Origin of the sequence: Paraburkholderia dipogonis, from assembly GCF_042680985.1 — a bacterium.
Classification (GTDB): domain Bacteria; phylum Pseudomonadota; class Gammaproteobacteria; order Burkholderiales; family Burkholderiaceae; genus Paraburkholderia; species Paraburkholderia phytofirmans.
The window spans coordinates 644,124-666,972 of record NZ_JBHUFR010000016.1; the positions used below are offsets into that span (position 1 = coordinate 644,124).

Sequence of the window (22,849 nt, forward strand, 5' to 3'; positions counted from 1 at the left end):
TGGTGCCACGTCATCGAGGCGAATCTGCCGCTAGCCAAACACCCGTTTTGCGTGGATGCCGAGGCCGGTAGCCACGCTCGCTAGCGGATCGCCAAATACGAGTTCGGTTTCGGGAAACGCGCCCGCAATGGCGCGGGTCAAGGAGGTGAGTCCCGTCGATCCGCCGGTGAAATAGACGGCATCGACCTTGCACGCGGCGATGCCGGCCAGCCGCGCCGTCTCCCGCGCGGCGTGAACGATCCGCGTGCGTTCCTCGCGCGTGGCGTCGACGAGTTGCTGTTCGTCGAAAGCGACGCTCAGGCCCGGCTCGATCGGGTCGATCTCGATTAGCGTGTCGCCGCCAGCCGCAATCGCGATCTTTGCCCGTTCCGCACTCGCGGCGAGCGCATGGCCGAGCCGCCGGTCCACTACTCGCATCAGCCGGTCATGATGAAGCGGGTTCCGGTACAGATGGCGCATGAGCCGCAGCTCGGTTTGCCGCTTGGGCGAGTAGAGCGAGTTGATCAGATGCCACGTCGCCAGATCGAAATAGGCGCGATTCGGTATTTCACGTCCTTCCTTGTCCAGGCTGCGGTAACCGGCCTCTCGCAGAATCGCGGCGAGTTCGACCCGCCGGTCGACATCCGTTCCCGCGACATGCACACCGTGATGCGCAAGCACGTCGTCCTTGCGATCCATCCTCGACATTCGCTGCGGACCCACCCGCACCAGTGAGAAGTCCGACGTGCCTCCGCCGATGTCGGCGACCAGCACGACTTTTTCTTCTCCGAGCCGCGATTCGTAATCGAAGGCCGCGGCGAGCGGCTCGTACTGGAATTCGAGGTAGCGAAAACCCATCGAGCGGGCGGACGCTTCGAGCTGTCGTTGCGCGCGGGCGTCGGCGGCCGGGTCGTCGTCGACGAAAAACACCGGACGGCCGAGCACCGCGCGATCGATCGGCGCGCCGAGACGCGTTTGCGCGCAGCCCTTCAGATGCCCGACGAACATAGCGATCACGTCGAGATACGCGATTGCCGATCCGTCGCCCAAGGCTGTGCTGGATTCCGCGATGCCCGTCCCGAGAATGCTTTTGATGGCGCGCATCAGGCGGCCGTCGAAACCGTCGACGTAGGCCGACAGTGCGGCGCGTCCGAATGCGTGAGTGTGGTCGTCGCTGTTGAAGAAGATGGCCGTCGGCAGGGTGGCGGCGCCTTTTTCAACGGAAACGAGTGCGATGCGGTCGCGATCCGGGACCGCAATGGCTGAATTTGAAGTGCCGAAATCTATTGCGCAGTAAGCCATATCGATGCCGAGTGTCAGGAAAACCCTGGGTCTGTAAAATGTTGACATTTATCATAAAACCTTCGACACTCCGTTTCAAGTTGTGACGCATCGGCGGAACCTGCTCTGGCGGCGGGTTGCGTCGCCGGAACGTGGAAGTGCGGAATTCGGCTGTAAGGCAGTTGAAGGTGGAAGTTCGAGGACAGCGGTGGAGGCCGAAACCCGAATCGAGAAATTCCTTTCAATCCGATATAAAAATTAGGAGACTTAAGTGAACACCCACAAGGCTCAGAAGCTGATATGCGCCGTAGCACTAGGAGGGTTGGCTGGCGCGGCCCACGCGCAGAGCAGCGTGACTCTTTATGGATTGATCGACGCCGGCATCAGCTACGTCAATCATGCGCAGAACGCCTCCGGCGGCAGTTCGAGCCTGGTCAAGTTCGACGACGGTATCAACGGCGGCAACCGCTGGGGTTTGAAGGGCGCGGAAGATCTCGGCGGCGGTTATAAGGCCATTTTCACGTTGGAAAATGGCTTCGGTCTTGCCGACGGTTCGATCAGCCAGGGCGGCGCGCTGTTCGGCCGGCAGGCTTTCGTGGGCATATCCAAAAGCGGCGCGGGCTCGTTCACGATGGGCCGTCAGTATCCGTTCTCGCACGATTATCTGAACCGCTATTCGACCGGCGGCCTCACTGCCGGCGACGCTTACGCTTATCACATCGACACGCTCGATCTGCTGACCTCGGTGCGGATCAACAACTCGGTGAAATTCGACAGCGTGCGCATGTACGGCTTCAAGGTCGGCGCCATGTACGGCTTTTCGAATGCGGCGGGCGAGTTCGGCGGTTCGAACGGCGACAACGGCAAGGGCGGCTCGTCCCGGACCTACAGCTTCGGCGTCGACTACAAGAATGGGCCGTTCAGCATGGGCTTCGCCTATACGGACATCACGTATCCGTTGCAGGAAGTGCCGCCGCTCAAACTGACGCTCGCCAATCTGGATCCGCTCGGCGAACGGGATTTGCGCAGCTTGGGTCTCGGCGCCAAATATCAGTTCGGCAAGGTACTCGGCTACGCGCTGTGGACCAACACCCGGCTCGAGAACCTGGATCACACGGCCGCCACGCTGAACATTTACGAAGGCGGCGTGGTGTATCAGGTCACCGCGCCGCTGGAGGCCGCGCTGGGCTACACGCGTACGCAGGTTCGAGGGTCGTCGACGGGCACGTGGAACCAGATCAACAGCAGTGTCGAGTATTCGCTGAGCAAGCGCACCAGCGTGTATGCGCTCGCCATTTATCAGAAGGCGTCCGGCAACAACGACGGTGTGCCGGTTCAGGCAATGATCGGCAAATCGACGAGCTACTTCGGCAACTCGGGCAGCGATGCGCAGAACCAGCTGGCTTTCCGGATCGGGATGCGGCATCGGTTTTGAGGGCCCGGCGCACGAGCATGTCGTACGTCGGCGGATGGATCTGACCTGAAAATGTCAGTGAGATGGCAAACGTGTCAGGCCCGCTGCAAGGGCGTTTCGCAGGGATGAGGTCGTGAAAAGTAAAGTGTTGACATTTTTCAGGGTGCCACATAGACTCGTTTTCATGGAAACTGATCACATATCCCCAACCGTCTCCCTGGCTGATTTCCGGGCGCATACATTGACCGGCGTCGTGCAGCATGAGATCGAGCGAATGATTCTGAGCGGCGAGTTGAAGCCGGGGCAACGGCTCAACGAGAAGGCCGTCGCGGACAAGCTGTCGGTGAGCCGCGGGCCGGTGCGCGAGGCGTGCCGCGCGCTTGCCGAACTCGGCCTCGTGTATCTGATCCCGCAGCGTGGCGTGTTCATTCAGCGTGTCACGCGTGACGATGCGATTGAAGTCTACGATCTGCGCGCGGGACTCACTGCATTGTCGGCGTCGTTGCTCGCACCACTCCTGACCGATGACATGGCGACCCAGCTCGACGCCTATGTCGACGAAATGCAGGAAGCCGCGCAGAAAGGCGATTTTTCGCGCTTCGATCCGTTGAACCTCGAGTTTCACGATTACATCGTGCGATCGACGGGCAACTCGCGATTGATCAAGCTGTATCGCGGCTTCGTCAAGGAATTCCATCTGTTCCGCGTGCATGGAATGGTTCAGCGTGGCGCGTTGCTGCAGTCGAATGAAGAGCACCGCGAGATCGTCAACGCGCTGAAATCCCGTAATGCCAGCCTGAGCTACGAGATGAGTTTCAGTCACGTGTCGAAGGGCAAGGAGCGCATGCTCGTCGCGTTGGACGGCATGGTGAAATCCGGCGAAGAAGCGGTAGCGCCGCCCGCCACGGATCAGATCGCCTAACGAGCGAGCCACAGAAAAACCGAGGTAGGACCGCGTTCGAAGAGCGCGGATTGATGGGCGCCCAACGTTGAGTCGGGTGCACGATCATTAGTTTGCACTACGAATGACGTAATGATATTTCAGCTTGTTTTAAGCACTATTCCCCAGTTTCTATACCAGCCTACGGCGCTTTACTTCTATGCTTGAACTATCGCTGGCTTGTCAGATTACCGACCGCACACGTGCGCTGCTCGACGGAAAGGTCGCGATCGACGGATGCAAGATCAACTTCGTGAATGGGCCCGCCGAGGAACTCTTTCAACGCGCATTCCGTCATGACGAATTCGATATCTCGGAGTTGTCGCTCGGCACGCATCTGTTGACCACCGCGCGTGGGCAAACCAGTTATATCGGCGTGCCGGTGTTTCTGTCGCGCTCGTTCCGTCATTCGGCGATCTATATCCGCAACGATCGCGGTATCGATTCTCCGCAGGCGCTAAAGGGCCGCCGCATCGGCGTGCCCGACTTCCAGCAGACGGCGGGCATCTGGGTGCGCGGCATGCTCGCGGACGAATACGGTGTGAGCAGCTGCGACGTGCAATGGGTGATCGGCGGCCTGGAGCAGGCGGGCCGGGAGGCGCGCGTACCCTACAACCTGTCTTCCGCGATTCAGGTGGAACCGATCGCCGCGGACCAGACACTCGCGCGTCTGCTCGACAAAGGCGAAATTGATGCACTGATCGCGCCGAAGCCGCCATCGTGCTTCGGCCGCAATGAACACGTGCAGCGGCTCTTTCCCGCTTTCCGCGAAAACGAGGAAGCGTGGTTTCGCAAAACACGGCTGTTCCCGCCCATGCACATGGTCGGCATTCGCCGCTCGCTCGTCGAACAGCATCCGTGGTTGCCGGTCAACGTGTTTGCCGCGTTCAGGAAGTCGCGCGATATCGCCCTCAGCGAACTCGCGATCACCGACACGTTGCGCGTAATGCATCCGTGGATCACATCCGAATACGAGTGCGTCAAATCGCTGATGGGCGACGACTACTGGCGCTACGGTCTGAAAGAGAACCGTCTCGACCTCGATACGTTGCAGCGTTATGCGAAAAGCGACGGCCTGATTCAGGACGAGGTGCCGATGGAGAAACTCTTCGCCGCCAGCACCTTCGACGCATTCAATTTTTAAACCGCAATAGAGCACCATAAATAGGAGACGAAAGTGAAGAGGAGGCTTGAGACATCGAGTGTCGCGCGAGGCATCTGTGTTGCGTTGCTTGCAGCGTGCGCGACGCTCGCCAATGCCGCGGACGCATGGCAGCCCCGGCGCCCGATCGAAATCGTCGTGCCGAGCGCGCCCGGCGGCGGACTCGATCTGGTCGCGCGCACGTTGCAGAGCGTGATTCAGCAGGAGAAGCTCTCGCCCAAACCCGTGACGGTCATCAACCGTCCGGGCGGTGGCGGCACGGTGAGCATTGCGTACATCAATTCACACGAAGCCGACGGCCACTTCGTCACGGTCCAGGCGCTGCCGCTGATCACCAACCGGATCACGGGCCTTTCCACGGTAGGCATCGACGATGTGACGCCGCTCGCCGTATTCGTCACTGAACAGGTGGTGTTCTCCGTGCCGGGCAATTCGCCGATCAAGTCGGGCAGCGATCTCGTGCAGATGCTCAAGAAAGACCCGACCAGCGTCACGCTTGGCGTGTCGAGTTCGCCCGGCGGCCAGAGTCACGACGCCGCGGCCTTGGTAATGAAGGGCGCCGGCCAGGATCCGAAGAAGATCAAGGTCGTGTTCTTCGACTCCGGCGGTGAAGCGTTGACCGCGCTGATGGGCGGCCACGTGACCGCGGCGGCGACGCCCGCCGGTGTGGTGCTGGGACCGAGCAAATCGGGCAGCGTGCGCATGATCGCGATTCCCGGCGGCGCGCGTCAAGGCGGCGAACTCGCGAACGTGCCGACGTGGAAAGAGCAGGGCATCAATGTGGACTTCACGACCTGGCGCGTGCTGGTCGGCCCGAAGAACATGACGCCCGCCGAAATAGCGTGGTGGGACAACGTATTGCAGAAGGCCACCGCATCGCCGGAATGGGCGGTCGCCGTGAAGCGCAATCTCTGGACCGCCGACTACAAGAACAGCACTCAGACCCGTGCTTTCCTTCAGGGCGAGCGCAATCGCCTGACCCCTCTGCTTGGCGAACTTGGCATCGCGAAGTAGCGAATCTTTCTTTTAACCCGCAGTACCTATCGACATGGAGATCCATATGTCACGCATCGTTCACCTCGCAGTCAAGGTCGACGACCTCGAGCAGGCCACCCGTTTCTATACCGAAGTGTTCGGCTTCACGGAAGTGAAGACCGGCCGCAATCGCGAACATATCTCGCGCCACATGACCGACGGTCACATCGACTTCACGCTGATGAAGTACGACAGCGAAGACTCGCACGAAGCGCAGATTGCCGGCGCAGGTCCGCGTTTGCACCACTGGGGCGTGACGGTCGACGACCAGGAAGCCGCCGCTGAAAAGATCAGGCAGTACGGTGGTGAGATTCTTTCGGCAAAGGGCGAGGGTGCGCTGAAGTTCCGTGCGCCGGACGGCACGATCGCCGAAGTGGTGAAGCCGGGCCGCTACAACGAGAAGTGATTCGGCGCTGTCGTTGCTGACAGGTAGAGCAGCGCACGGGGACAACCCGGCGCAAGCGGATCAACGAGCACGACTACGCGAGTCCCACGCGGACTGGGCGAACCTGAGAGGATCACCGAGGTTGGCGATCCTCTCGGGAGTCGAACTCTGGAGGAGACATGAAAAGCATCAGAAGCGACGTATGGCTCGCATTCTGCGTGATGGCGCTCGCCGTCGTGTACCTGTACATGGATATGCGTCTGCCGGAAGTCCGGCTGAGCGACCCGCTCGGGCCTAAGGCGTTTCCGGCTCTCGTCGGTGTGGGACTGATCGCCTCGGCAGTCGTTCTTCTACTCGAAGGGCGTGGCAAGGCGCATGCGAAAGCGGCCGAACCGCCTCCCGCACAAACAGCGGCCGACGCAGAACCCGTGCTCGTGGACCATGCCGTACCGGAGCCGAAACAGCGTCCGTTCATTCTGATCAGCATGGTGATCTGGACTGCCATCTATTACCTGTGTTTCGAGCCTGTGGGCTACGTACTCTCGACCTCGGTCTTTCTGTTTGGCTTGCTCAGCTATTTCAACCGCCGGCGCCACAAAACCAATCTAGCCATCGCGCTCGGCGTGACCGTGGTTTTCGATCTGCTGTTTTCCCAGCTTCTCGGCGTTCCGGTGCCGACCGGCCTTCTCCCATTCTGAGGCGTTCGCATCATGGACAGTCTGCATGGCATTCTGCACGGACTCGCGGTTGCCGCGACGCCGATGCATCTCATGTATACGCTTTTCGGCGTTTTTATCGGCACGATGATCAGCCATTTGCCGGGCATCGGCCCGTCGGCGGGAATCGCGTTGCTGATTCCGGTGACCTTCGGCATGGATCCGATTTCCGCGCTCATGATGCTTACCGGCATTTACTACGGTTGCATGTACGGCGGCGCGGTCACGGCCATCCTGCTCAACACGCCGGGCGATGCCGCCGCGGTGATGACGGTGCTCGACGGCTATCCACTGGCGCGAAAAGGCCGAGCGGCTGCGACGCTGGCAATTGCCGCCGTCAGCTCGTTCATGGCCGGCATGATGGGTGTCACCGCGCTGGCGTTCGTGGCGGCGCCGCTCGCTGCCGTCGCGCTGCATTTCGGACCTACTGAATATTTCGCGCTGATCTGCTTCGCGCTGTCCACAGTCGGCGCGCTGACCGGCGATTCGTTGGGCAAAGGCATGATGGCGGTGTTCATGGGACTCGGTCTCGCGACCGTGGGCATCGACCTGCAAAGCGGGGTGCCGCGCTTTACGCTCGGCCTCACGCAGTTGCAGGATCGCGTGAACTTTCTGGTTGTAGTGGTCGGCCTGTTTGCCATTGCCGAAGTCAGCCGGATGGTGGAAGGCACGCTCGGCGGCACGCTGCATACGGTGCGTGTCGAAGGCAAGCTGTGGTTCACTCGCGCGGAATGGCGGCGCGCGCGGCCCGCGATCTTCCGCGGCTCGGCGGTCGGCTTTCTCTGCGGCGCGGCGCCGGGCCTCGGCGGCACGCTCGCGGCCATGCTCTCGTATGTGCTGGAAAAGAAGGTCTCGAAGCATCCCGAAGAGTTCGGCCATGGTGCCATTGAAGGTGTCGCCGCGCCGGAAGCCGCCACCAACGCGGACACGTGCGGCGCATTTGTGCATCTGCTGGCGCTCGGCGTGCCGGGTTCGGGCGCGACAGCGGTGATCATGGGCGCGTTCATCATGTACGGCATCCAGCCGGGCCCGATGCTTTTTCACACGCAACCGGATCTGGTGTGGGGGCTTATCGCGAGCATGTACGTCGGCAACATCATGCTGTTGCTGCTCAATCTGCCGCTCGTGGGTATTCTGTCGCGCATTCTGTACGTGCCGTCCGGCGTGCTGCTGTGTCTGATTCTGGTGATTGCATCGGCGGGCGTGTATTCGTTCAGTAACGATGTGTTCGATCTGTTCCTCGCACTGTTCTTCGGCATTGTCGGCTACGCGTTTCGCAAGTTCGACATTCCCAAGGCGCCGCTGCTTTTCGGCCTGATTCTGGGCCATACGCTCGAGCAGTCGTTCCGTCAGGCATTGACGATTTCGAATGGCGATCCGAGCGTGTTTCTTCGCAGTCCGATTGCCGCGAGTCTGCTCGGTTGTGCCGCCGTCAGCGTCGGGGCGTCGGTCTGGAGCCGTCGGAGGAAGTCGTCGAAGCTGGTGCGCGAAGTGGAGGAGCAGGTTGCCGCCGCGCATCGGCTGGCGAACGAGCGGCATTGAGTTTTATCCGAGGCTTACCTTGTGCATGCAGCACTCATCGCTGCCTGCGCCGCGATATGACACAGCAGAAGGAAAGTCCGCATGCAATCAATATCCGGGCGCAAACCGGGCGACGTAACGCTGCTGGAAATTCTTCTGCTCTTCGCGCGGGTCGGACTGACGAGTTTCGGCGGCGGTCTATCCGCCTGGATATACCGCGAGGTGGTCACGCAACGAGGATGGCTGGAAGAAGACGAATTCCTCGGCGCCCTCACGCTCGGCCAGATCCTGCCCGGCTCGAACGTGATCAATCTGTCGATCTATGTCGGCTACCGCATGAAAGGCGCGATCGGCAGCACGGTGGCAGTGTCCGCGCTACTGGTGCCACCGATGGTCGTCATCGTCCTGCTCGCCACGGTGTTTCATCAGTTCGCGCAACTCGCATGGCTGCATGAGTTTCTCGAAGGCGTCGCCGCGGCGGCGATCGGCATGACCGCGTCGGTGGGCTTTCGTACCGCGCGCTCGCTGCTCACGGCGCAACGCTGGCCGCTCGCGATGATCGTCGTAGTGTTCGTCGCAGTCGGCGTATTGCGCTGGCCGCTCGTGCCGGTCGCGATCGTGACGGGAGCCGCTGGTCTGTACGTTGCGCAGAGGAGCCGCCAAGGTGCGCAATAACATCTATCTGCAACTCATCGCCGTATTCGCGCCTTTGTCGCTACTGTCGCTGGGCGGCGGACAAAGTATCGTCGCCGATATCAACCAGCAGGCAGTGACGATCCACGGCTGGGTGACGCAAGCCGAATTCGTCGACCTGTTCGCGATTTCGCGCGCGGCGCCTGGACCGGGCGCATTGCTGACCACCTTGATCGGCTGGAAGGCGTCGGGCCTTCCCGGCGCGGTGATAGCGTCGCTCGCGCTGTTCGTGCCGTCTTCGGCGCTCGCCTACGGGGCGACACTCGCATGGACGCGGCACAAGCAGCATCCCTGGCATCGGACGGCGGAGCAGGGCCTTGCTCCGATCGCGACCGGGCTGATACTCGCCGGCGCATTTTCCGTGCTGCGCGCTTCTTCTTCGACGTGGACGATCTGGGCGCTCGCGGCCATCGCGTTGAGCATTTTTCTTGCGCGGCCGAAGATGAATCCCCTGATCGTTCTGTTCGCCGCGGGACTTGTGAATGTGATAATCGGCCACGTTCTCTAGCTAACGAGGTATGGCAATGCAGGTCTATGGCAGACGCAATTCGATCAACGTGCAGAAAGTGCTGTGGTGTCTCGCTGAACTGGGTTTCGAAGAAGGCCGGGAGTTTTCGCGGATCGACGCGGGACTGGAGTACGGCGTGATCGACACGCCGGAATATCGTGCGCGCAATCCGAATGGCCTGGTGCCGACGCTCGTCGACGGCGACACGGTGTTGTGGGAGTCGAATACGATTGTCCGCTATCTGGCCGCGAAATATGACGCGCAGGCGCTCTTGCCGTCCGAACCGGCTGCGCGTGCCGACGTCGAGCGCTGGATGGACTGGCAACTCGGCACGCTGTGGGCGACGTTGCGCGTCACGTTTCTGGGGCTCACGCGTGTGCCGGAGGCGCAACGCGATTACGACGCCATCGCGCGTTCATATCGTGAATCAACGCGGCTTCTGGGCATCGTGGACGCGATCCTCGAAAAGCACGACTACCTCGCGCAGGATCGCTTTACGGTGGCCGATATCGGCGTCGGCCTCGCGGCGCATCGCTGGGTGCAACTGGCTGAGCGGTTCCCGGACACGTTGGGGGCGCCGCAGCCGTTGGCTTCGCTGGATCGATGGCTTCGAGCGATCAAGGCGAGGCCGGCGTTTTCCGTGGCGGTCGCTTAATGGGGTGATCTACGCGGGACCTGACCGCCACTGTGCGCGCCACGCAGAACAGTCTCTCGATTGCTGTTGGAGAAACGGCGAATTTCAGTCAAATGAAAATTTGAAAAGCACTCACTGAACAGCCGTTTTTCATTGTAGTGGCAGCAGCAACAGTGAATTCAGGATTAGCGGATTTATCCCGCCGCGCTCGCCACCTACACTCTTTCTACCGCTGTAACGACAGCCCTTGCCGCAGCGCGTAGAAAGACAATCTCTGGAGGTGGTTTCATGAAGTCGCTCATTCAAGCCGTTGCTATCGCCGTTGTTCTCGCCGCGCCGGTAGCCTCGTTCGCCCAGTCGTCCAATGACCCCGCATCGCAAGGCGCGCAAACGCAAGCTGCGGGCCGTCAGGATTCGGCCCAGGTCAATAATAGTGGATACGGTTCAGCCAGCGTCGGCACGTGGCAGGCAGGTCAAGGTAGCGATACGACGATCAGCTCGTATTCGCCGCCGATTCGCAACGTGCGTTAAGCATTTCAAGAAGCGCGCGGCGAGCCTGTCACCGCGCGCGAGACCGACTCTCTTCTTCTATGGCGTGCGCAACAGTGTCATCTCGTTGTGCAGCAGCGCCAGCAAATCATCATCGCTAGGCCGCGTGCCCCAATGCCGCGCGCCCGCCACTGACGCAATCGCGATCCACGAGTGCGGTGGAAACCATTCGCGCAACAGTGCGCCGTCCTGACGCAAACACAATTGACCGGTCTGTTCGCTGTATTCGGCGCAGATCAGCGTGTCGTTGATGTGCGCGGTGACTCGTCTCGGATCGCTGCGTAGCAAATCGTCGCTCCTGCAGAACATGTGGCGCGAATGCGTGCGCGGCACGGCCGCGTCGTCGACGCGGCCGCGGCCTACGCATCAATGATCGCCGTGGCCGTGATCGCGATCGTCGCCATGACCATGCCAGCCGTTATCGTGACCGCGCCAGTCGCCGTGCGGCCCACGCGCTTCATGCCATTCGCGTCCGCCGTGATGACGCTCTTCCCACTCGCGCCGTTCCCAGTAGCGGTTGCCGTCGTAATAGCGCTCGCCGTACCAGCCGGGACTCACGACGACCACCGGCGGAGCCGGAGCATAGACCGGCGGGGGCGGCGGAGCGTACACGGGTTCTGGCGCATAAACGACGCCCGGAACGCCGATGTTCACGCCCACATCGACGTGGGCCAGCGCGACCGACGACGCGCCGATTCCGAGACCCGCGACGATCGCCATGGACAGCCAGCGGTTTTGTGATTGCTTCATGTTTTATTTCCGGCTTCTACGAGGGTGGGTGGAAAGTCCTGCGCGACTCGCGTTCAATAGCGATCGTGATAGTGATTGTGGTAGCCGCCTTCCGGAACCACGATGCAACCGCCCAGTGCACTGCCGAGCGTGACGGCCAGAATGACCAGCGCGAAAATTCTTTTCATGACATTGCTCCTGTTTCTCTGTGACCCGAACTCTACTGAGCCGCGGTATTTCCGGTGTGTTTGTGTGTAACAGGACGTGTCGATTGCGTGCATGCGGGCAACGCGTGCGGCGTGTGAATAGCGTGCTTGAATGTCCAGGGAGGAGAGGGGCGACGCGAGCGGCGGCAAGTGCAAGCCATTGAACGGATTGTGTAAAAGACGGATTCGCCGAGCGTTTCGCGCATGCCGCGGCGCGTGTCGTTGCGGCTATGCCGTGCAGATACATTCGGTTGCAGACTAACTGCGCCGATCTGCATTCCTGGCCGATTTATCGCGCTGACGCCACGTGCGCATACGTTCGCGCGATACGCGAGCGTCGATAGCGAACATGAACGACAGCGCCGTGACGATATCGGCGTCATCGCATCCGCACGCGATCCTTATGCCGTCGCGAGTGATAAGCACATGAGAAACAAGTGTTTTACGCGCGCCGCCGGGACTGGTTAGATCGCTGCATCGGCTGAGCGTCAGCCGCTTCAGTTCAATCGCATTCGTGCCGGTCAGCGCCGGCCTCTCTCGTTTCCGATCGTCCTCACACCAGGAGTGGCATAGCATGTCGAATCTGAGTCTCGCGACGTCCAACGCACTGGACATTCATCCCGTCACTGGCCGCATCGGCGCGGAAATTCGCGGCGTGCGGCTGTCGAGCCAACTCGAAGCGGCCACCGTCGAAGCGATTCGCGCGGCTCTGATACGTCACAAGGTGATCTTTTTCCGTGGCCAGACGCACTTGCAGGATGCCGATCAGGAAGCCTTCGCCAGGCTGCTCGGCGAGCCGGTTTCGCATCCCACGGTGCCGGTGGTGGACGGCACGGACTATCTGCTCGAACTCGACTCGCATCGCGGCGGCCGCGCCAATTCATGGCACACGGACGTGACTTTCGTCGACGCTTATCCGCAGGCGTCGATCCTGCGCGGCGTAACGATTCCGGAAGTGGGCGGCGACACGGTGTGGGCCAACACGGCCACCGCGTACGACGATCTGCCGCCGCCGCTCAAAGTGCTCGCCGAGCAACTCTGGGCCGTGCACAGCAACGACTACGACTACGCGAATCACACCAGCGTCGGCGAGCGCGGCCGCGACGTCGAAGCGATCAGGCGTCACCGCGAGGCGTTCGTGTCGACGCGTTACGAAACCGAGCATCCGGTTGTGCGCGTGCATCCCGAGTCCGGCGAAAAGACGCTGATTCTCGGGCATTTCGTGAAGAGTTTCGTGGGTCTCGTGCCGAGCGCGTCGGCGCATCTGCTGGAGCTGCTGCAAGGCTACGTGACGCGTCACGAGAACATCGTGCGCTGGCGCTGGCAGGCCGGCGACGTTGCGATCTGGGACAACCGCGCGACCCAGCACTACGCCGTCAACGATTACGGCGACGCGCACCGCGTGGTGCGCCGCGTGACGCTGAAGGGAGACGTGCCGGTGAGTGTGGACGGCCGCCGCAGTTTTACGCGCAGCGTGCAGCCCAACCCGCCGGCGAAGGCGGCCTGACGGCCTGAGGATCTAACGTTCAGCCCGGCTCGGCGGCGATCTGTTCCGGCGCCGTCGTTTCGCGATAACCGAGCCGCGTCGAGATCGCGAGGCCCGACTTCCTGAGCAGCGCGACGTAGTGCGACTTCGTGTCGGCGCCGCAGCGCATGGTCGGAAACGAAATCGACAGGCCCGCGATTACGCGGCCGAAGCGGTCGAACACCGGCACCGCGAGACACCGCAGGCCTTCCTCCTGTTCCTCGTTGTCTTCGCCGTAACCTTGCTCGCGCACGTGCGGCAGAATGTTCAGCACGGCCTCGGCGGAGGAGAGCGTCTTCTGCGTCGACTTGCGGAATTCGACGTGCGAGAGCACTTCGCGCGCGTCGGCCGGATCCATCCACGCCAGCAACACCTTGCCGATCGCCGTGCTGTGCAGCGGATTGCGCCGGCCGATGCGCGACTGCATGCGCAGCCCGTAGTCCGCATCGATCTTGTGAATGTAGATGATGGCGTCTTCGTCGAATGCGCCGAGGTGCACCGCCTCGCGCGTCGCTTCGCCGATGCGGCGCATTTCCACGTCCGCCTCGCGCACCAGATCGACACTTTCCAGCGCCTTCGCGCCGAGTTCGAACAGGCGGATGGTCAACCGGTAGCGCTCGGTTTCCACTTCTTGCGTCACGTACCCGAGCGCCTTCAGCGTCTGGATCACGCGGTGCACGGTGGTCTTCGACATGCCGAGCCGTTGCGACAGTTCGCTGATGCCGATCTGTCCGCTGTCGCCGATCGCGCCGAGAATCGCGAAGACGCGGCCAATGGACGAGGCCGATTCGCCCTTGTCGCCGCAGTCGGCGTTCTCCGCGTCTTGCGCCTGTGCGGTGCCGTCGTCCTTGCGCTGTTTGCCTGTCGATGCCATTTCCGTGTTCCCTGTCTATCCGTTCCCACAACGTTCCCGCAACTTTGCCGCGCTTGCCGATGCTCCGGCGAGGCGCCGAGAGCATACCGCGTCCGGCGCCGGCTGCCGAGTCAGCGCGCGAGCCAGCCGCCGTCTACCGCCAGTGTATGCCCATGCACGTAGTCCGAAGCGGGTGACGCGAGGAACACCACCGGTCCCGCGAGATCGCCCGGCGTGCCCCAGCGGGCGGCTGGAATGCGGCTGAGAATCTCGTCGTTGCGCTGGGCGTCGCCGCGCAGCGCGGCGGTGTTCGCGGTCGCCATGTAGCCGGGCGCAATAGCGTTGACGTTGATGCCTTGAGCGGCCCATTCGTTCGCGAGCAGCCGCGTCAGACCCAGCACGCCGCTTTTCGACGCCGTGTAGGACGCAACGCGGATGCCGCCCTGGAACGACAGCATCGACGCGACATTGATGATCTTGCCGCCGCCTTGCTGCTTGACGAACTGCCGCGCGGCGGCCTGCGAGAGAAAGAACAGGCTCTTCAGATTGACGTCCACCACGGCGTCCCAGTCGGCTTCGGTGAAATCGAGCGCGTCCTCGCGGCGGATGATGCCCGCGTTGTTCACCAGCACGTCGACGCGGCCGAACGCTTCGAGCGCGGCGCGCACGATGTCCTCGACCGGCGCGATCGAGCCGAGATCGGCGCGCACGTCCGCGAAGCGGCGTCCGCATGCTTCGACGCGCGCCGCAGTGTCGCCGGCGTCGGCGCGGCTCACGCCGACGATGTCGCAACCCGCTGCGGCAAGCGCGACGGCCATGCCGGCGCCGAGGCCCGTATTGCTGCCGGTGACGATGGCGACGCGGCCGGAAAGATCAAAGGGATTCACGATGTTCAAGCCCATGTCGTGCAGTCGTGGTTGCTGATGTGGAAAGGGCTGCGCATCAACGCAAATCCCGCACTGCGATGTGATCCATATCGCCGAACACCTGGTTTTCGCCGACCATGCCCCAGATGAACGTGTACGCCCGCGTGCCGACGCCGGAGTGAATCGACCAGCTCGGCGAAATCACCGCCTGCTCGTTGTGCACGAGAATATGCCGCGTCTCGTTCGGCTCGCCCATCATGTGAAAGACGGCGGCGTCGTCGGCGATATTGAAATAGAAATACACCTCCATGCGGCGTTCGTGCGTATGGCACGGCATGGTGTTCCACAGGCTGCCCGGTTCGAGTTTCGTCATGCCCATGGAAAGCTGGCAGGTGGGCAGCACTTCGGGAACGATGAACTTGTAGATGGTGCGGCGGTTGCTCGTGGCGGGGTCTCCGAGCGTTTGCGGCGAGGCTTGCGCAAGCGAGATCGTGCGAGTCGGATACGACGTGTGGGCGGGCGCGCAGTTCAGGTAAAACCTGGCGGGACGCGCGGCGTCGTCGCTGCCGAAGGCGATGGCTTGCGTGCCTTGGCCGATGTAGATCGCCTCTTCGTTGCGCACCGTGTGGCGCGTGCCGTCCACGTCGACCCAGCCGTCGCCGCCGATGTTGATCGCACCGAGTTCGCGCCGCTCCAGCAGATAGCTCACGCCGATCGACTTGCCGAGCGAACCGGGCACCTCGACCGCGCGCGCCACCGGCATCGCGCCGCCGACGATGATCCGGTCGATATGGCTATAGGTCAGCTTTAGCGCATCGCGCTCGAACACCTGATCGACCAGAAACGCCTTGCGCAGCCCCTCGGTATCGAGCGTCTTCGCGTAGTCGCTATTGATGGCCTGTCTCACTTCCATTGTTCTTCCTCCGCTGGGGTTGTGGGCTCGACTGTAGCGCAGAAATGCAGTTTCGGAACAGTGGTCCGGAAATTTTGCGACGCGACAGCATGGCTAGCAAGGATTTCAAAGAACACAGGGGTAAACGATGAGCGAGATTTCTAGCAGAAACGGAACAGCGTTCCTTTCGCGATGCTATATTGCGCCGAAAGGGAGCAGCCCGGCGTGAGAACGGGACATTACCCAGGGTGAATTACCCAATAACTGGACGCGAAGTCCATGGAGGAGGCATGAAGCTCAAGAAGGCCATCGACCGCATTCCTGGCGGCCTGATGTTGGTGCCGTTGCTGCTCGGCGCCTGCGTCCACACATTTGCGCCGGGCGCGGGCAAGTACTTCGGCTCGTTCACCAATGGCTTGATCTCCGGCACCGTGCCGATTCTGGCGGTGTGGTTCTTCTGCATGGGCGCGACCATCGATCTGCGGGCGACCGGCACGGTGCTGCGCAAGTCGGGCACGTTGCTGGTGACGAAAATGCTCGTGGCGTGGATCGCGACGATCATCGCGTCGCACTTCATTCCAATCGACGGCGTCAAGGCCGGGCTCTTCGCGGGCCTCTCGGTGCTGGCGATCACGACGTCGATGGACATGACCAACGGCGGCCTCTACGCGGCCGTGATGCAGCAATACGGCACCAAAGAAGAGGCGGGCGCGTTCGTGCTGATGTCGATCGAATCGGGGCCGCTCGTCAGCATGATCATTCTCGGCGCAACCGGTGTGGCGTTCTTCGAGCCGCGTCTGTTCATCGGCGCGGTGCTGCCGTTTCTGGTCGGCTTCACGCTGGGCAACCTGGACGGCGAACTGCGCGAATTCTTCGGCCGATGCGTGCATCCGCTGATTCCGTTCTTCGGCTTTGCGCTCGGTAACGGCATCGACCTCAGCGTGATCGTGAAAAGCGGCCTGCCGGGGATTGTGCTGGGTCTCGGCGTGATCGTCGTGACGGGCATTCCGCTGATTTTCGCGGACCGCTGGATCGCCGGCGGCAATGGCGCGGCGGGGCTGGCGGCTTCGTCGACGGCGGGAGCCGCGGTGGCGAATCCGGCGATCATCGGCGAGATGATTCCGAGCTTCAAGCCGCTGGTGCCGGCCGCCACCGCGATGGTCGCGACGGCGTGTCTCGTGACCGCGATTCTGGTGCCGATCCTCACGGCGATGTGGGTGCGCCGGCATCATGCGCGCAATCCGTTACGCGAGGAGTTCGCGGCGGCTGCGGCAGGCAATGCGCCGCCGCTGAATGAACGGGACGTGCATGTGTAGAGCAGGGTGACGGCGGCTCGCTTGCGCGCTTCTATTTGTGAGGCGCAAGCGGGCCGCACGCTGATGGCTTCGTTATCGCGCCAGCTTCGCCTCGAGCATCGCCTTCACTTCACTCCATTCCTCATCGATGATGCTAAAGCGCACCGAGTTGCGCTTACGCCCATCCGGCATGATGCGTTCATGCCGGACCACGCCTTCCTGTTTCGCGCCGATGCGCAGAATCGCCGCGCGCGATTTCTCGTTGAGTTCGTCGGTGGTGAATTGCACGCGCACGCATTGCATGGTTTCGAACGCGTGGCGCAGCAGCAGGTACTTCGCTTCGGTATTCACCGCCGAGCGTTGCACCGATTCGCTCAGCCACGTGTGGCCGATTTCGAGCTTGCGATTCGCGCGGTCGATCTTCCAGAAGCGCGTGCTGCCGACCAGCGCGCCGGTGTCGCGCCGCACGATCACGAACGGCATCACGGTGCCGGCTTCGCGGCCTTCGAGCGCGGTGGCGATATAACTGTCGATGCCGCTGGCTCCGGGCACCACGGTCAGCTTCATTTTCCACAATTGCCCGTCCGCGGCGGCGTCGAGCAAACCTTGCGCGTGTTGTCGCTGAAGCGGCTGCAGTTCCACGGTCTTGCCGGTCAGCGTGGGTTGCATGAGTCGTCGGTCGATATCGTTCATGGCAATAAAAAGGGTCCGCGAATCGATGACTCACGGACCCTGTACGGTGCTGTAAAAAGAGGCGACCGGTAAGCCGCCTCTGTCCGTCTTAGACCGACATCACCGATACCGCCTTGGTGACCAGATAGCCTTCCATCGCTTCCGGACCGCCTTCCGAACCGTAGCCCGAATCCTTCACGCCGCCGAACGGCATTTCCGGCGACGGCGTAGCCGGCTGGTTGATCCACAGCATGCCGACTTCGAGTTGCTGCGACAGCAGATGCACGTTGGTGAACGACTTGGTGAACGCATAGCCCGCCAGACCGAACGGCAGACGGTTCGCTTCGGCGATCGCTTCCTCCAGCTTGTCGAAGCCGCGGATCGCGGCGATCGGACCGAACGGCTCGTTATTGAACACGTCCGATTCGAGCGACACGTTGGTCAGCACGGTCGGCGCAAAGAAGTTGCCTTCCGAGCCCACGCGCTCGCCGCCGGTTTCGACCTTGGCGCCGGTCTTGCGCGCGTCGTCGAGCACCTTGCTCATTGCCGTGAGACGGCGTGCGTTGGCGAGCGGGCCGAGCGTGGTGCCCTCGGCGAGGCCGTCGCCCAGCTTCAGTCCTTCAGCGTGCTTGACCAGCGCCGCGGCGAATTCTTCGCGAATGCTGTTGTGCACGAGGAAACGCGTCGGCGAGATGCAGACCTGGCCGGCATTGCGGAACTTCGCGCCGCCCGCGGCCTTCACGGCGAGCGCCACGTCGGCGTCTTCGGCCACGATCACCGGCGCATGACCGCCCAGTTCCATCGTCGCGCGCTTCATGTGCGTGCCGGCCAGTGCTGCCAGTTGCTTGCCCACCGGCGTCGAGCCGGTGAAAGTGACTTTGCGGATCACCGGATGCGGAATCAGGTAGCTCGAAATCTCGGCCGGGTCGCCGAACACCAGGCCGACCGTGCCCGCCGGCACGCCGGCTTCGACGAAAGCCTGCAGGAGCGCCGCCGGCGAAGCCGGGGTTTCTTCCGGCGCCTTGACGAGGAACGAGCAGCCGCATGCGAGCGCGGCGCTCAGCTTGCGCACGACCTGGTTGACCGGGAAGTTCCACGGCGTGAAGGCGGCGACCGGGCCGATCGGCTCCTTCAGCACCAGTTGCTGCGCCGCCAGATTGCGCGACGGCACGACGCGGCCGTAGACACGGCGACCTTCGTCGGCGAACCATTCGATGATGTCCGCCGCCGCCAGCACTTCGACGCGGGCTTCGGCGAACGGCTTGCCTTGCTCCAGCGTCATCAGGCGGCCGATGTCCGAGGCGCGCTCGCGCACGAGAGCGGCGGCCTTGCGCATGGTCGTGGCGCGTTCGTTGGCCGGCACCTTGCGCCAGGCTTCGAAGCCGCGTTGCGCGGCGGCCAGCGCGCGGTCCAGATCGGCGATGCCGGCGTGCGCCACTTTGCCGATGGCCTTGCCGGTAGCAGGATTGATGACGTCGAGGGTCTTGCCGCTGGCGGCGTCGCACCACTCGCCGTTAATCAGAAGTCGGGTATCGGTATAGCTCGAGGTTGCCATGCTGGGGTTCCTGTGTAGGGGAAAACGACAAGGCCGCGCGCTCATGAAACATCGGGCTGAATCTGCGCGGGCCCTGGATGGACTGCCGATAACCAAACAGTTTATCTGATTGGACGGAATCGCACCGGCGGGCCGCCAGCTCGTGGCACGAGGCACGGCGCTTGCGACGCGGCTGTCGCGGCGGCGAAAAACCGGGCGAAGCAGCGCCGCGCAAAGAAGCGTAGAGTCGAGCGGCGGAGGCAGAATCCGGCGCACACCCGCGGCGGCGGGCGAAGCTCGGCGAATGCAGCCCAATCAACCCAGATGCACAGAGGAAACGACATGCCAACCGGTACAGTGAAATGGTTTAACGACGCGAAAGGTTTTGGCTTCATCACCCCCGACGACGGCGGCGAAGATCTGTTCGCGCACTTCTCGGAGATCCGCTCCGAAGGTTTCAAGTCCTTGCAGGAAAACCAGAAGGTCAGCTTTGAAATCAAGCAGGGGCCGAAGGGCAAGCAGGCGGCGGATATCAAGCCGGTCTGACGTCATGGCCGGTTCGCGCGCGCAACGCGTGCGGCCGGCCATCATTGCGTGCGATTCACACATAAAAAAGCGCCTCGTTCACACGCGTGACATGAAGCGCCGCTAGCGGGATCTTGCCCGCTCGATCCTCTCGACCGCACCCATTTCGCCGCCTGTTTCGAAGCATATGGAACAGCGCCGCCGGCATTGTCAGCACCCGCATTTTCCTTAAGGTTTCCTTCAGCTTTGCTCCGTAGTATTTGCGCGATTCCCCGCCTCCCGGCGGGCAATAGTTCCGATAGTTTGTCGACAGAGAACTGAAAGCGCCGATTCAAGGCTTGCTGGAGCATCCATGAAAACCCTGTTCTTGCAGGCGCCGTCGTATGACGGCTTCGATGGTGGCGCGGGTTCGCGCTATCAGGCCAAGCGTGAAGTCCGCTCGTTCTGGTATCCGACGTGGCTCGCGCAACCCGCCGCGCTCGTGCCCGATAGCCGCGTGCTCGACGCGCCCGCCGACGGCCTGTCGGTCGAGGCCTCGCTCGACATCGCGCAGCACTACGAGCTGGTGGTGATCCACACCAGCACGCCGTCCTTCCCCACCGACGCGCTGTTCGCCGAAGACCTGAAAAAACGCAAGCCGTCGCTGCTGATCGGCATGGTCGGCGCGAAGGTCGCGGTCGATCCGCACAATTCGCTGACCGCGAGCGAGGCGATCGATTTCGTGTGCCGTGAGGAGTTCGACTTCACCTGCCAGGAAGTCGCACAAGGCAAGCCGTTCGCGCAAATCAAAGGTCTCAGCTACCGCAACCGCGACGGCTCGATCGAGCACAACGAAGCGCGCCCGATTCTCGAGAACATGGACGAACTGCCGTTCGTCGCTCCCGTGTACAAGCGCGATCTGAAGATCGACAACTACTTCATCGGCTATCTGAAGCATCCGTACGTGTCGATCTACACGGGCCGCGGCTGCCGTTCCAAGTGCACCTTCTGCCTGTGGCCGCAAACCGTGGGTGGCCATCGCTACCGCACGCGTTCGGTGGAGAACGTGCTGGCGGAAGTGAAGTGGATTCGCGACAACATGCCTGAAGTCAAGGAGATCATGTTCGACGACGACACCTTCACCGACTTCAAGCCGCGCGTCGAGGAAATCGCCCGCGGTCTGGGCAAGCTCGGCGTGACGTGGTCGTGCAACGCCAAGGCGAACGTGCCGTACGCGACGCTCAAGATCATGAAGGAAAACGGCCTGCGCCTGCTGCTGGTCGGCTACGAATCCGGCGACGACCAGATCCTGCTGAACATCAAGAAGGGTCTGCGCACCGACATCGCGCGCCGCTTCAGCAACGATTGCCGCACGCTCGGCATCAAGATTCACGGCACTTTCATTCTCGGTTTGCCGGGCGAAACGCAGGACACGATCCAGAAGACGATCGAGTACGCCAAGGAGATCAATCCGCACACGATCCAGGTGTCGCTCGCCGCGCCTTATCCGGGCACGACGCTCTACAACCAGGCGGTCGAAAACGGCTGGCTCGAAGAGAACAAGGTGATCAATCTCGTGAGCAAGGAAGGCGTGCAGTTGGCCGCGATCGGCTATCCGCATCTGTCGCGCGACGAGATCTACCATCAGCTCGAAAACTTCTACAAGCGTTTCTATTTCCGCCCGTCGAAAATCTGGGAAATCCTGCGTGAGATGTTGACGAGCTGGGACATGATGAAACGGCGCTTGCGTGAAGGCGTCGAATTCTTCCGTTTCCTGCGCGCCCACGAGGCGTGAGCGCCGCGCACCTGCTCGCCGTCACGCTGGGCTATGCGTGCGCGGCGGGGGCGATTTTCGGCGTCGGCTACACCGTGCTCGCCGGCGCGTTGATCGGCCGGTTCTTCGCGCGAGCGGTGTCCGAGCCGACCGCCTTTCCGCCGGTCACGATCGTCAAGCCGCTGCACGGCAACGAGTGGGCGTTGCTCGCCAATCTGTCGAGCTTTTGCCGCCAGGATTATCCTGGACCCGTGCAATTCCTGTTCGGCGTGCACGACTCGGCCGACCCCGCGCTGCAAACCGTCGACGACCTGCGCCGTCTCTATCCCGACGCGGACATCACCGTGGTGGCCGACGCGCGCCTGTACGGCCCGAACCGCAAGATCAGCAATATCCTCAACATGCTGCCGCAAGCGCGCCATGACGTGCTCGTGTTCGCCGACAGCGACGTGAGCGTCGGCGTGGACTATCTGCGCAATGTGATCGGCGAGTTGCAGAAGCCGGGCGTGGGGCTCGTCACCTGCGCGTATCGCGGACAGCCCGATCCGGGCTTCTGGCCGCGCCTGTCGGCGAAGGCGACCAACTATCAGTTCCTGCCGGGTGTCGTGACCGGTCTCGCGCTCGGTCTCGCGCGCCCGTGTTTCGGGCAGACCATCGTGATGCGGCGCGATACGCTCGAAAAGATCGGCGGTTTCACACCGTTCGTGCGGCATCTGGCCGAGGACCATGCGATCGGCGAGGCGGTGCGCCTGCTCGGCGAGAAGGTCGTGATTCCGCCGTTCACGATTTCGCATGCGTGCGTCGAATCGAGCGCGGCGCAACTGATCGCGCATGAACTGCGCTGGAGCCGCACCATTCGCCGTATCGACCCGCTCGGCCATCTCGGCTCCGCGCTGGTTCATCCGTTCGCGTTCGCGCTGCTCGCCGTGGTCTTTGCCGCCGGCGCATGGTGGGCGTGGTCGCTCGCACTGGCCGCCATGGGCGCGCGGCTTGCCTTGAAACTGCTGTCCGATCGCGCGTTGAAACAGGCGCATCGCGATCTGTGGCTGCTGCCGTTCTGGGATATCGTATCGTTTGCGATTTTTGTCGCGAGCTTCTGGTCGTCGCGCGTGATCTGGCGAGGCTTCAGCTTCAAGGTGGACGGCGACGGCCTGTTGTCGGCGGCACAGGACGAATGAACGG

General features: G+C 62.4%; 24 protein-coding genes. 16 read left to right on the top strand and 8 right to left on the bottom strand.

From position 1 onward, the window contains the following. Positions 1-30: 30 nt before the first annotated feature. On the bottom strand, positions 31-1,281 hold the full coding sequence (locus ACFSNN_RS23045) for an Hsp70 family protein (RefSeq protein ID WP_134458806.1): 1,251 nt from the start codon (positions 1,279-1,281) through the stop codon (positions 31-33). Positions 1,282-1,531: 250 nt separating this feature from the next. On the opposite strand from ACFSNN_RS23045, the gene ACFSNN_RS23050 reads away from it, so the two are divergent. The 11 genes from ACFSNN_RS23050 to ACFSNN_RS23100 all read left to right on the top strand — a co-directional run bounded on the left by ACFSNN_RS23050 (position 1,532) and on the right by ACFSNN_RS23100 (position 10,799). Beyond that, positions 1,532-2,695 carry a porin gene (locus ACFSNN_RS23050; RefSeq protein WP_134455886.1) on the top strand — a complete coding sequence of 388 codons (1,164 nt, stop codon included), beginning with the start codon at positions 1,532-1,534 and terminating at the stop codon, positions 2,693-2,695. Between the two features lie 163 nt (positions 2,696-2,858). Further along, a complete protein-coding gene (locus ACFSNN_RS23055; protein ID WP_012433223.1) occupies positions 2,859-3,596 on the top strand; it encodes a GntR family transcriptional regulator in 738 nt (245 codons plus the stop codon). A 178-nt stretch (positions 3,597-3,774) separates the two neighbouring features. Then, positions 3,775-4,758, top strand: coding sequence for an ABC transporter substrate-binding protein (locus ACFSNN_RS23060; RefSeq protein ID WP_134455887.1), 984 nt, complete (start codon positions 3,775-3,777; stop codon positions 4,756-4,758). A gap of 33 nt (positions 4,759-4,791) precedes the next feature. Next, on the top strand, positions 4,792-5,790 hold the full coding sequence (locus ACFSNN_RS23065) for a tripartite tricarboxylate transporter substrate binding protein (RefSeq protein ID WP_134455888.1): 999 nt from the start codon (positions 4,792-4,794) through the stop codon (positions 5,788-5,790). Between the two features lie 46 nt (positions 5,791-5,836). After that, entirely contained in the window at positions 5,837-6,217 is a 381-nt protein-coding gene (locus tag ACFSNN_RS23070; protein ID WP_012433220.1) for a VOC family protein, read from the top strand. 158 nt (positions 6,218-6,375) lie between these two features. Next, positions 6,376-6,894, top strand: a complete 519-nt coding sequence (locus ACFSNN_RS23075; RefSeq protein WP_134455889.1) for a tripartite tricarboxylate transporter TctB family protein — start codon at positions 6,376-6,378, stop codon at positions 6,892-6,894. Between the two features lie 12 nt (positions 6,895-6,906). Beyond that, the gene (locus tag ACFSNN_RS23080; RefSeq protein WP_134455890.1) at positions 6,907-8,454 is read left to right on the top strand and encodes a tripartite tricarboxylate transporter permease; all 1,548 of its coding nucleotides are present in this window, start codon (positions 6,907-6,909) and stop codon (positions 8,452-8,454) included. Positions 8,455-8,535: 81 nt separating this feature from the next. Next, entirely contained in the window at positions 8,536-9,108 is a 573-nt protein-coding gene (locus ACFSNN_RS23085) for a chromate transporter (protein WP_134455891.1), read from the top strand. After that, positions 9,098-9,634: a chromate transporter gene (locus ACFSNN_RS23090; protein ID WP_134455892.1), complete on the top strand. Its 537-nt coding sequence runs from the start codon at positions 9,098-9,100 to the stop codon at positions 9,632-9,634. The genes ACFSNN_RS23085 and ACFSNN_RS23090 overlap by 11 nt, the downstream gene beginning before the upstream one ends. Before the next feature lie 16 nt (positions 9,635-9,650). Then, positions 9,651-10,289: a glutathione S-transferase family protein gene (locus ACFSNN_RS23095; protein WP_134455893.1), complete on the top strand. Its 639-nt coding sequence runs from the start codon at positions 9,651-9,653 to the stop codon at positions 10,287-10,289. 267 nt (positions 10,290-10,556) lie between these two features. Continuing rightward, positions 10,557-10,799 (top strand): hypothetical protein, encoded by a 243-nt coding sequence (locus ACFSNN_RS23100; RefSeq protein WP_134455894.1) that lies wholly within the window; start codon positions 10,557-10,559, stop codon positions 10,797-10,799. A 57-nt stretch (positions 10,800-10,856) separates the two neighbouring features. Here ACFSNN_RS23100 and ACFSNN_RS23105 read toward each other — a convergent pair whose 3' ends face one another. Both ACFSNN_RS23105 and ACFSNN_RS23110 read right to left on the bottom strand, forming a co-directional pair. Then, on the bottom strand, positions 10,857-11,105 hold the full coding sequence (locus tag ACFSNN_RS23105) for a hypothetical protein (protein ID WP_106314263.1): 249 nt from the start codon (positions 11,103-11,105) through the stop codon (positions 10,857-10,859). 78 nt (positions 11,106-11,183) lie between these two features. Further along, positions 11,184-11,567: a hypothetical protein gene (locus ACFSNN_RS23110; protein WP_134455895.1), complete on the bottom strand. Its 384-nt coding sequence runs from the start codon at positions 11,565-11,567 to the stop codon at positions 11,184-11,186. Between the two features lie 759 nt (positions 11,568-12,326). On the opposite strand from ACFSNN_RS23110, the gene ACFSNN_RS23115 reads away from it, so the two are divergent. Continuing rightward, complete coding sequence (locus ACFSNN_RS23115; RefSeq protein WP_134455896.1) at positions 12,327-13,259, top strand: TauD/TfdA dioxygenase family protein; 933 nt, start codon at positions 12,327-12,329, stop codon at positions 13,257-13,259. Between the two features lie 19 nt (positions 13,260-13,278). Here ACFSNN_RS23115 and kdgR read toward each other — a convergent pair whose 3' ends face one another. The 3 genes from kdgR to kduI all read right to left on the bottom strand — a co-directional run bounded on the left by kdgR (position 13,279) and on the right by kduI (position 15,909). After that, positions 13,279-14,151, bottom strand: coding sequence for a DNA-binding transcriptional regulator KdgR (kdgR, locus tag ACFSNN_RS23120; protein ID WP_134455897.1), 873 nt, complete (start codon positions 14,149-14,151; stop codon positions 13,279-13,281). Positions 14,152-14,261: 110 nt separating this feature from the next. Then, on the bottom strand, positions 14,262-15,032 hold the full coding sequence (gene kduD, locus ACFSNN_RS23125; RefSeq protein ID WP_134455898.1) for a 2-dehydro-3-deoxy-D-gluconate 5-dehydrogenase KduD: 771 nt from the start codon (positions 15,030-15,032) through the stop codon (positions 14,262-14,264). 40 nt (positions 15,033-15,072) lie between these two features. Continuing rightward, entirely contained in the window at positions 15,073-15,909 is an 837-nt protein-coding gene (gene kduI / locus ACFSNN_RS23130) for a 5-dehydro-4-deoxy-D-glucuronate isomerase (RefSeq protein ID WP_134455899.1), read from the bottom strand. 269 nt (positions 15,910-16,178) lie between these two features. Here kduI and kdgT point away from each other — a divergent pair, with 269 nt between their 5' ends. Next, positions 16,179-17,204, top strand: a complete 1,026-nt coding sequence (gene kdgT / locus ACFSNN_RS23135) for a 2-keto-3-deoxygluconate transporter (protein WP_134455900.1) — start codon at positions 16,179-16,181, stop codon at positions 17,202-17,204. Between the two features lie 72 nt (positions 17,205-17,276). Here the strand turns inward: kdgT and ACFSNN_RS23140 are convergent, their stop codons facing one another. Next, positions 17,277-17,876: a GNAT family N-acetyltransferase gene (locus ACFSNN_RS23140; protein WP_134455901.1), complete on the bottom strand. Its 600-nt coding sequence runs from the start codon at positions 17,874-17,876 to the stop codon at positions 17,277-17,279. A gap of 88 nt (positions 17,877-17,964) precedes the next feature. After that, positions 17,965-19,410: an NAD-dependent succinate-semialdehyde dehydrogenase gene (locus tag ACFSNN_RS23145; protein ID WP_134455902.1), complete on the bottom strand. Its 1,446-nt coding sequence runs from the start codon at positions 19,408-19,410 to the stop codon at positions 17,965-17,967. A 321-nt stretch (positions 19,411-19,731) separates the two neighbouring features. Here ACFSNN_RS23145 and ACFSNN_RS23150 point away from each other — a divergent pair, with 321 nt between their 5' ends. The 3 genes from ACFSNN_RS23150 to hpnI all read left to right on the top strand — a co-directional run bounded on the left by ACFSNN_RS23150 (position 19,732) and on the right by hpnI (position 22,845). Beyond that, positions 19,732-19,935, top strand: a complete 204-nt coding sequence (locus ACFSNN_RS23150) for a cold-shock protein (RefSeq protein WP_007181784.1) — start codon at positions 19,732-19,734, stop codon at positions 19,933-19,935. Positions 19,936-20,266: 331 nt separating this feature from the next. Next, positions 20,267-21,688, top strand: coding sequence for a hopanoid biosynthesis associated radical SAM protein HpnJ (hpnJ, locus tag ACFSNN_RS23155; RefSeq protein ID WP_134455903.1), 1,422 nt, complete (start codon positions 20,267-20,269; stop codon positions 21,686-21,688). Beyond that, a complete protein-coding gene (gene hpnI / locus ACFSNN_RS23160) occupies positions 21,685-22,845 on the top strand; it encodes a bacteriohopanetetrol glucosamine biosynthesis glycosyltransferase HpnI (protein WP_134455904.1) in 1,161 nt (386 codons plus the stop codon). The genes hpnJ and hpnI overlap by 4 nt, the downstream gene beginning before the upstream one ends. The last annotated feature ends 4 nt before the right edge of the window (positions 22,846-22,849 follow it).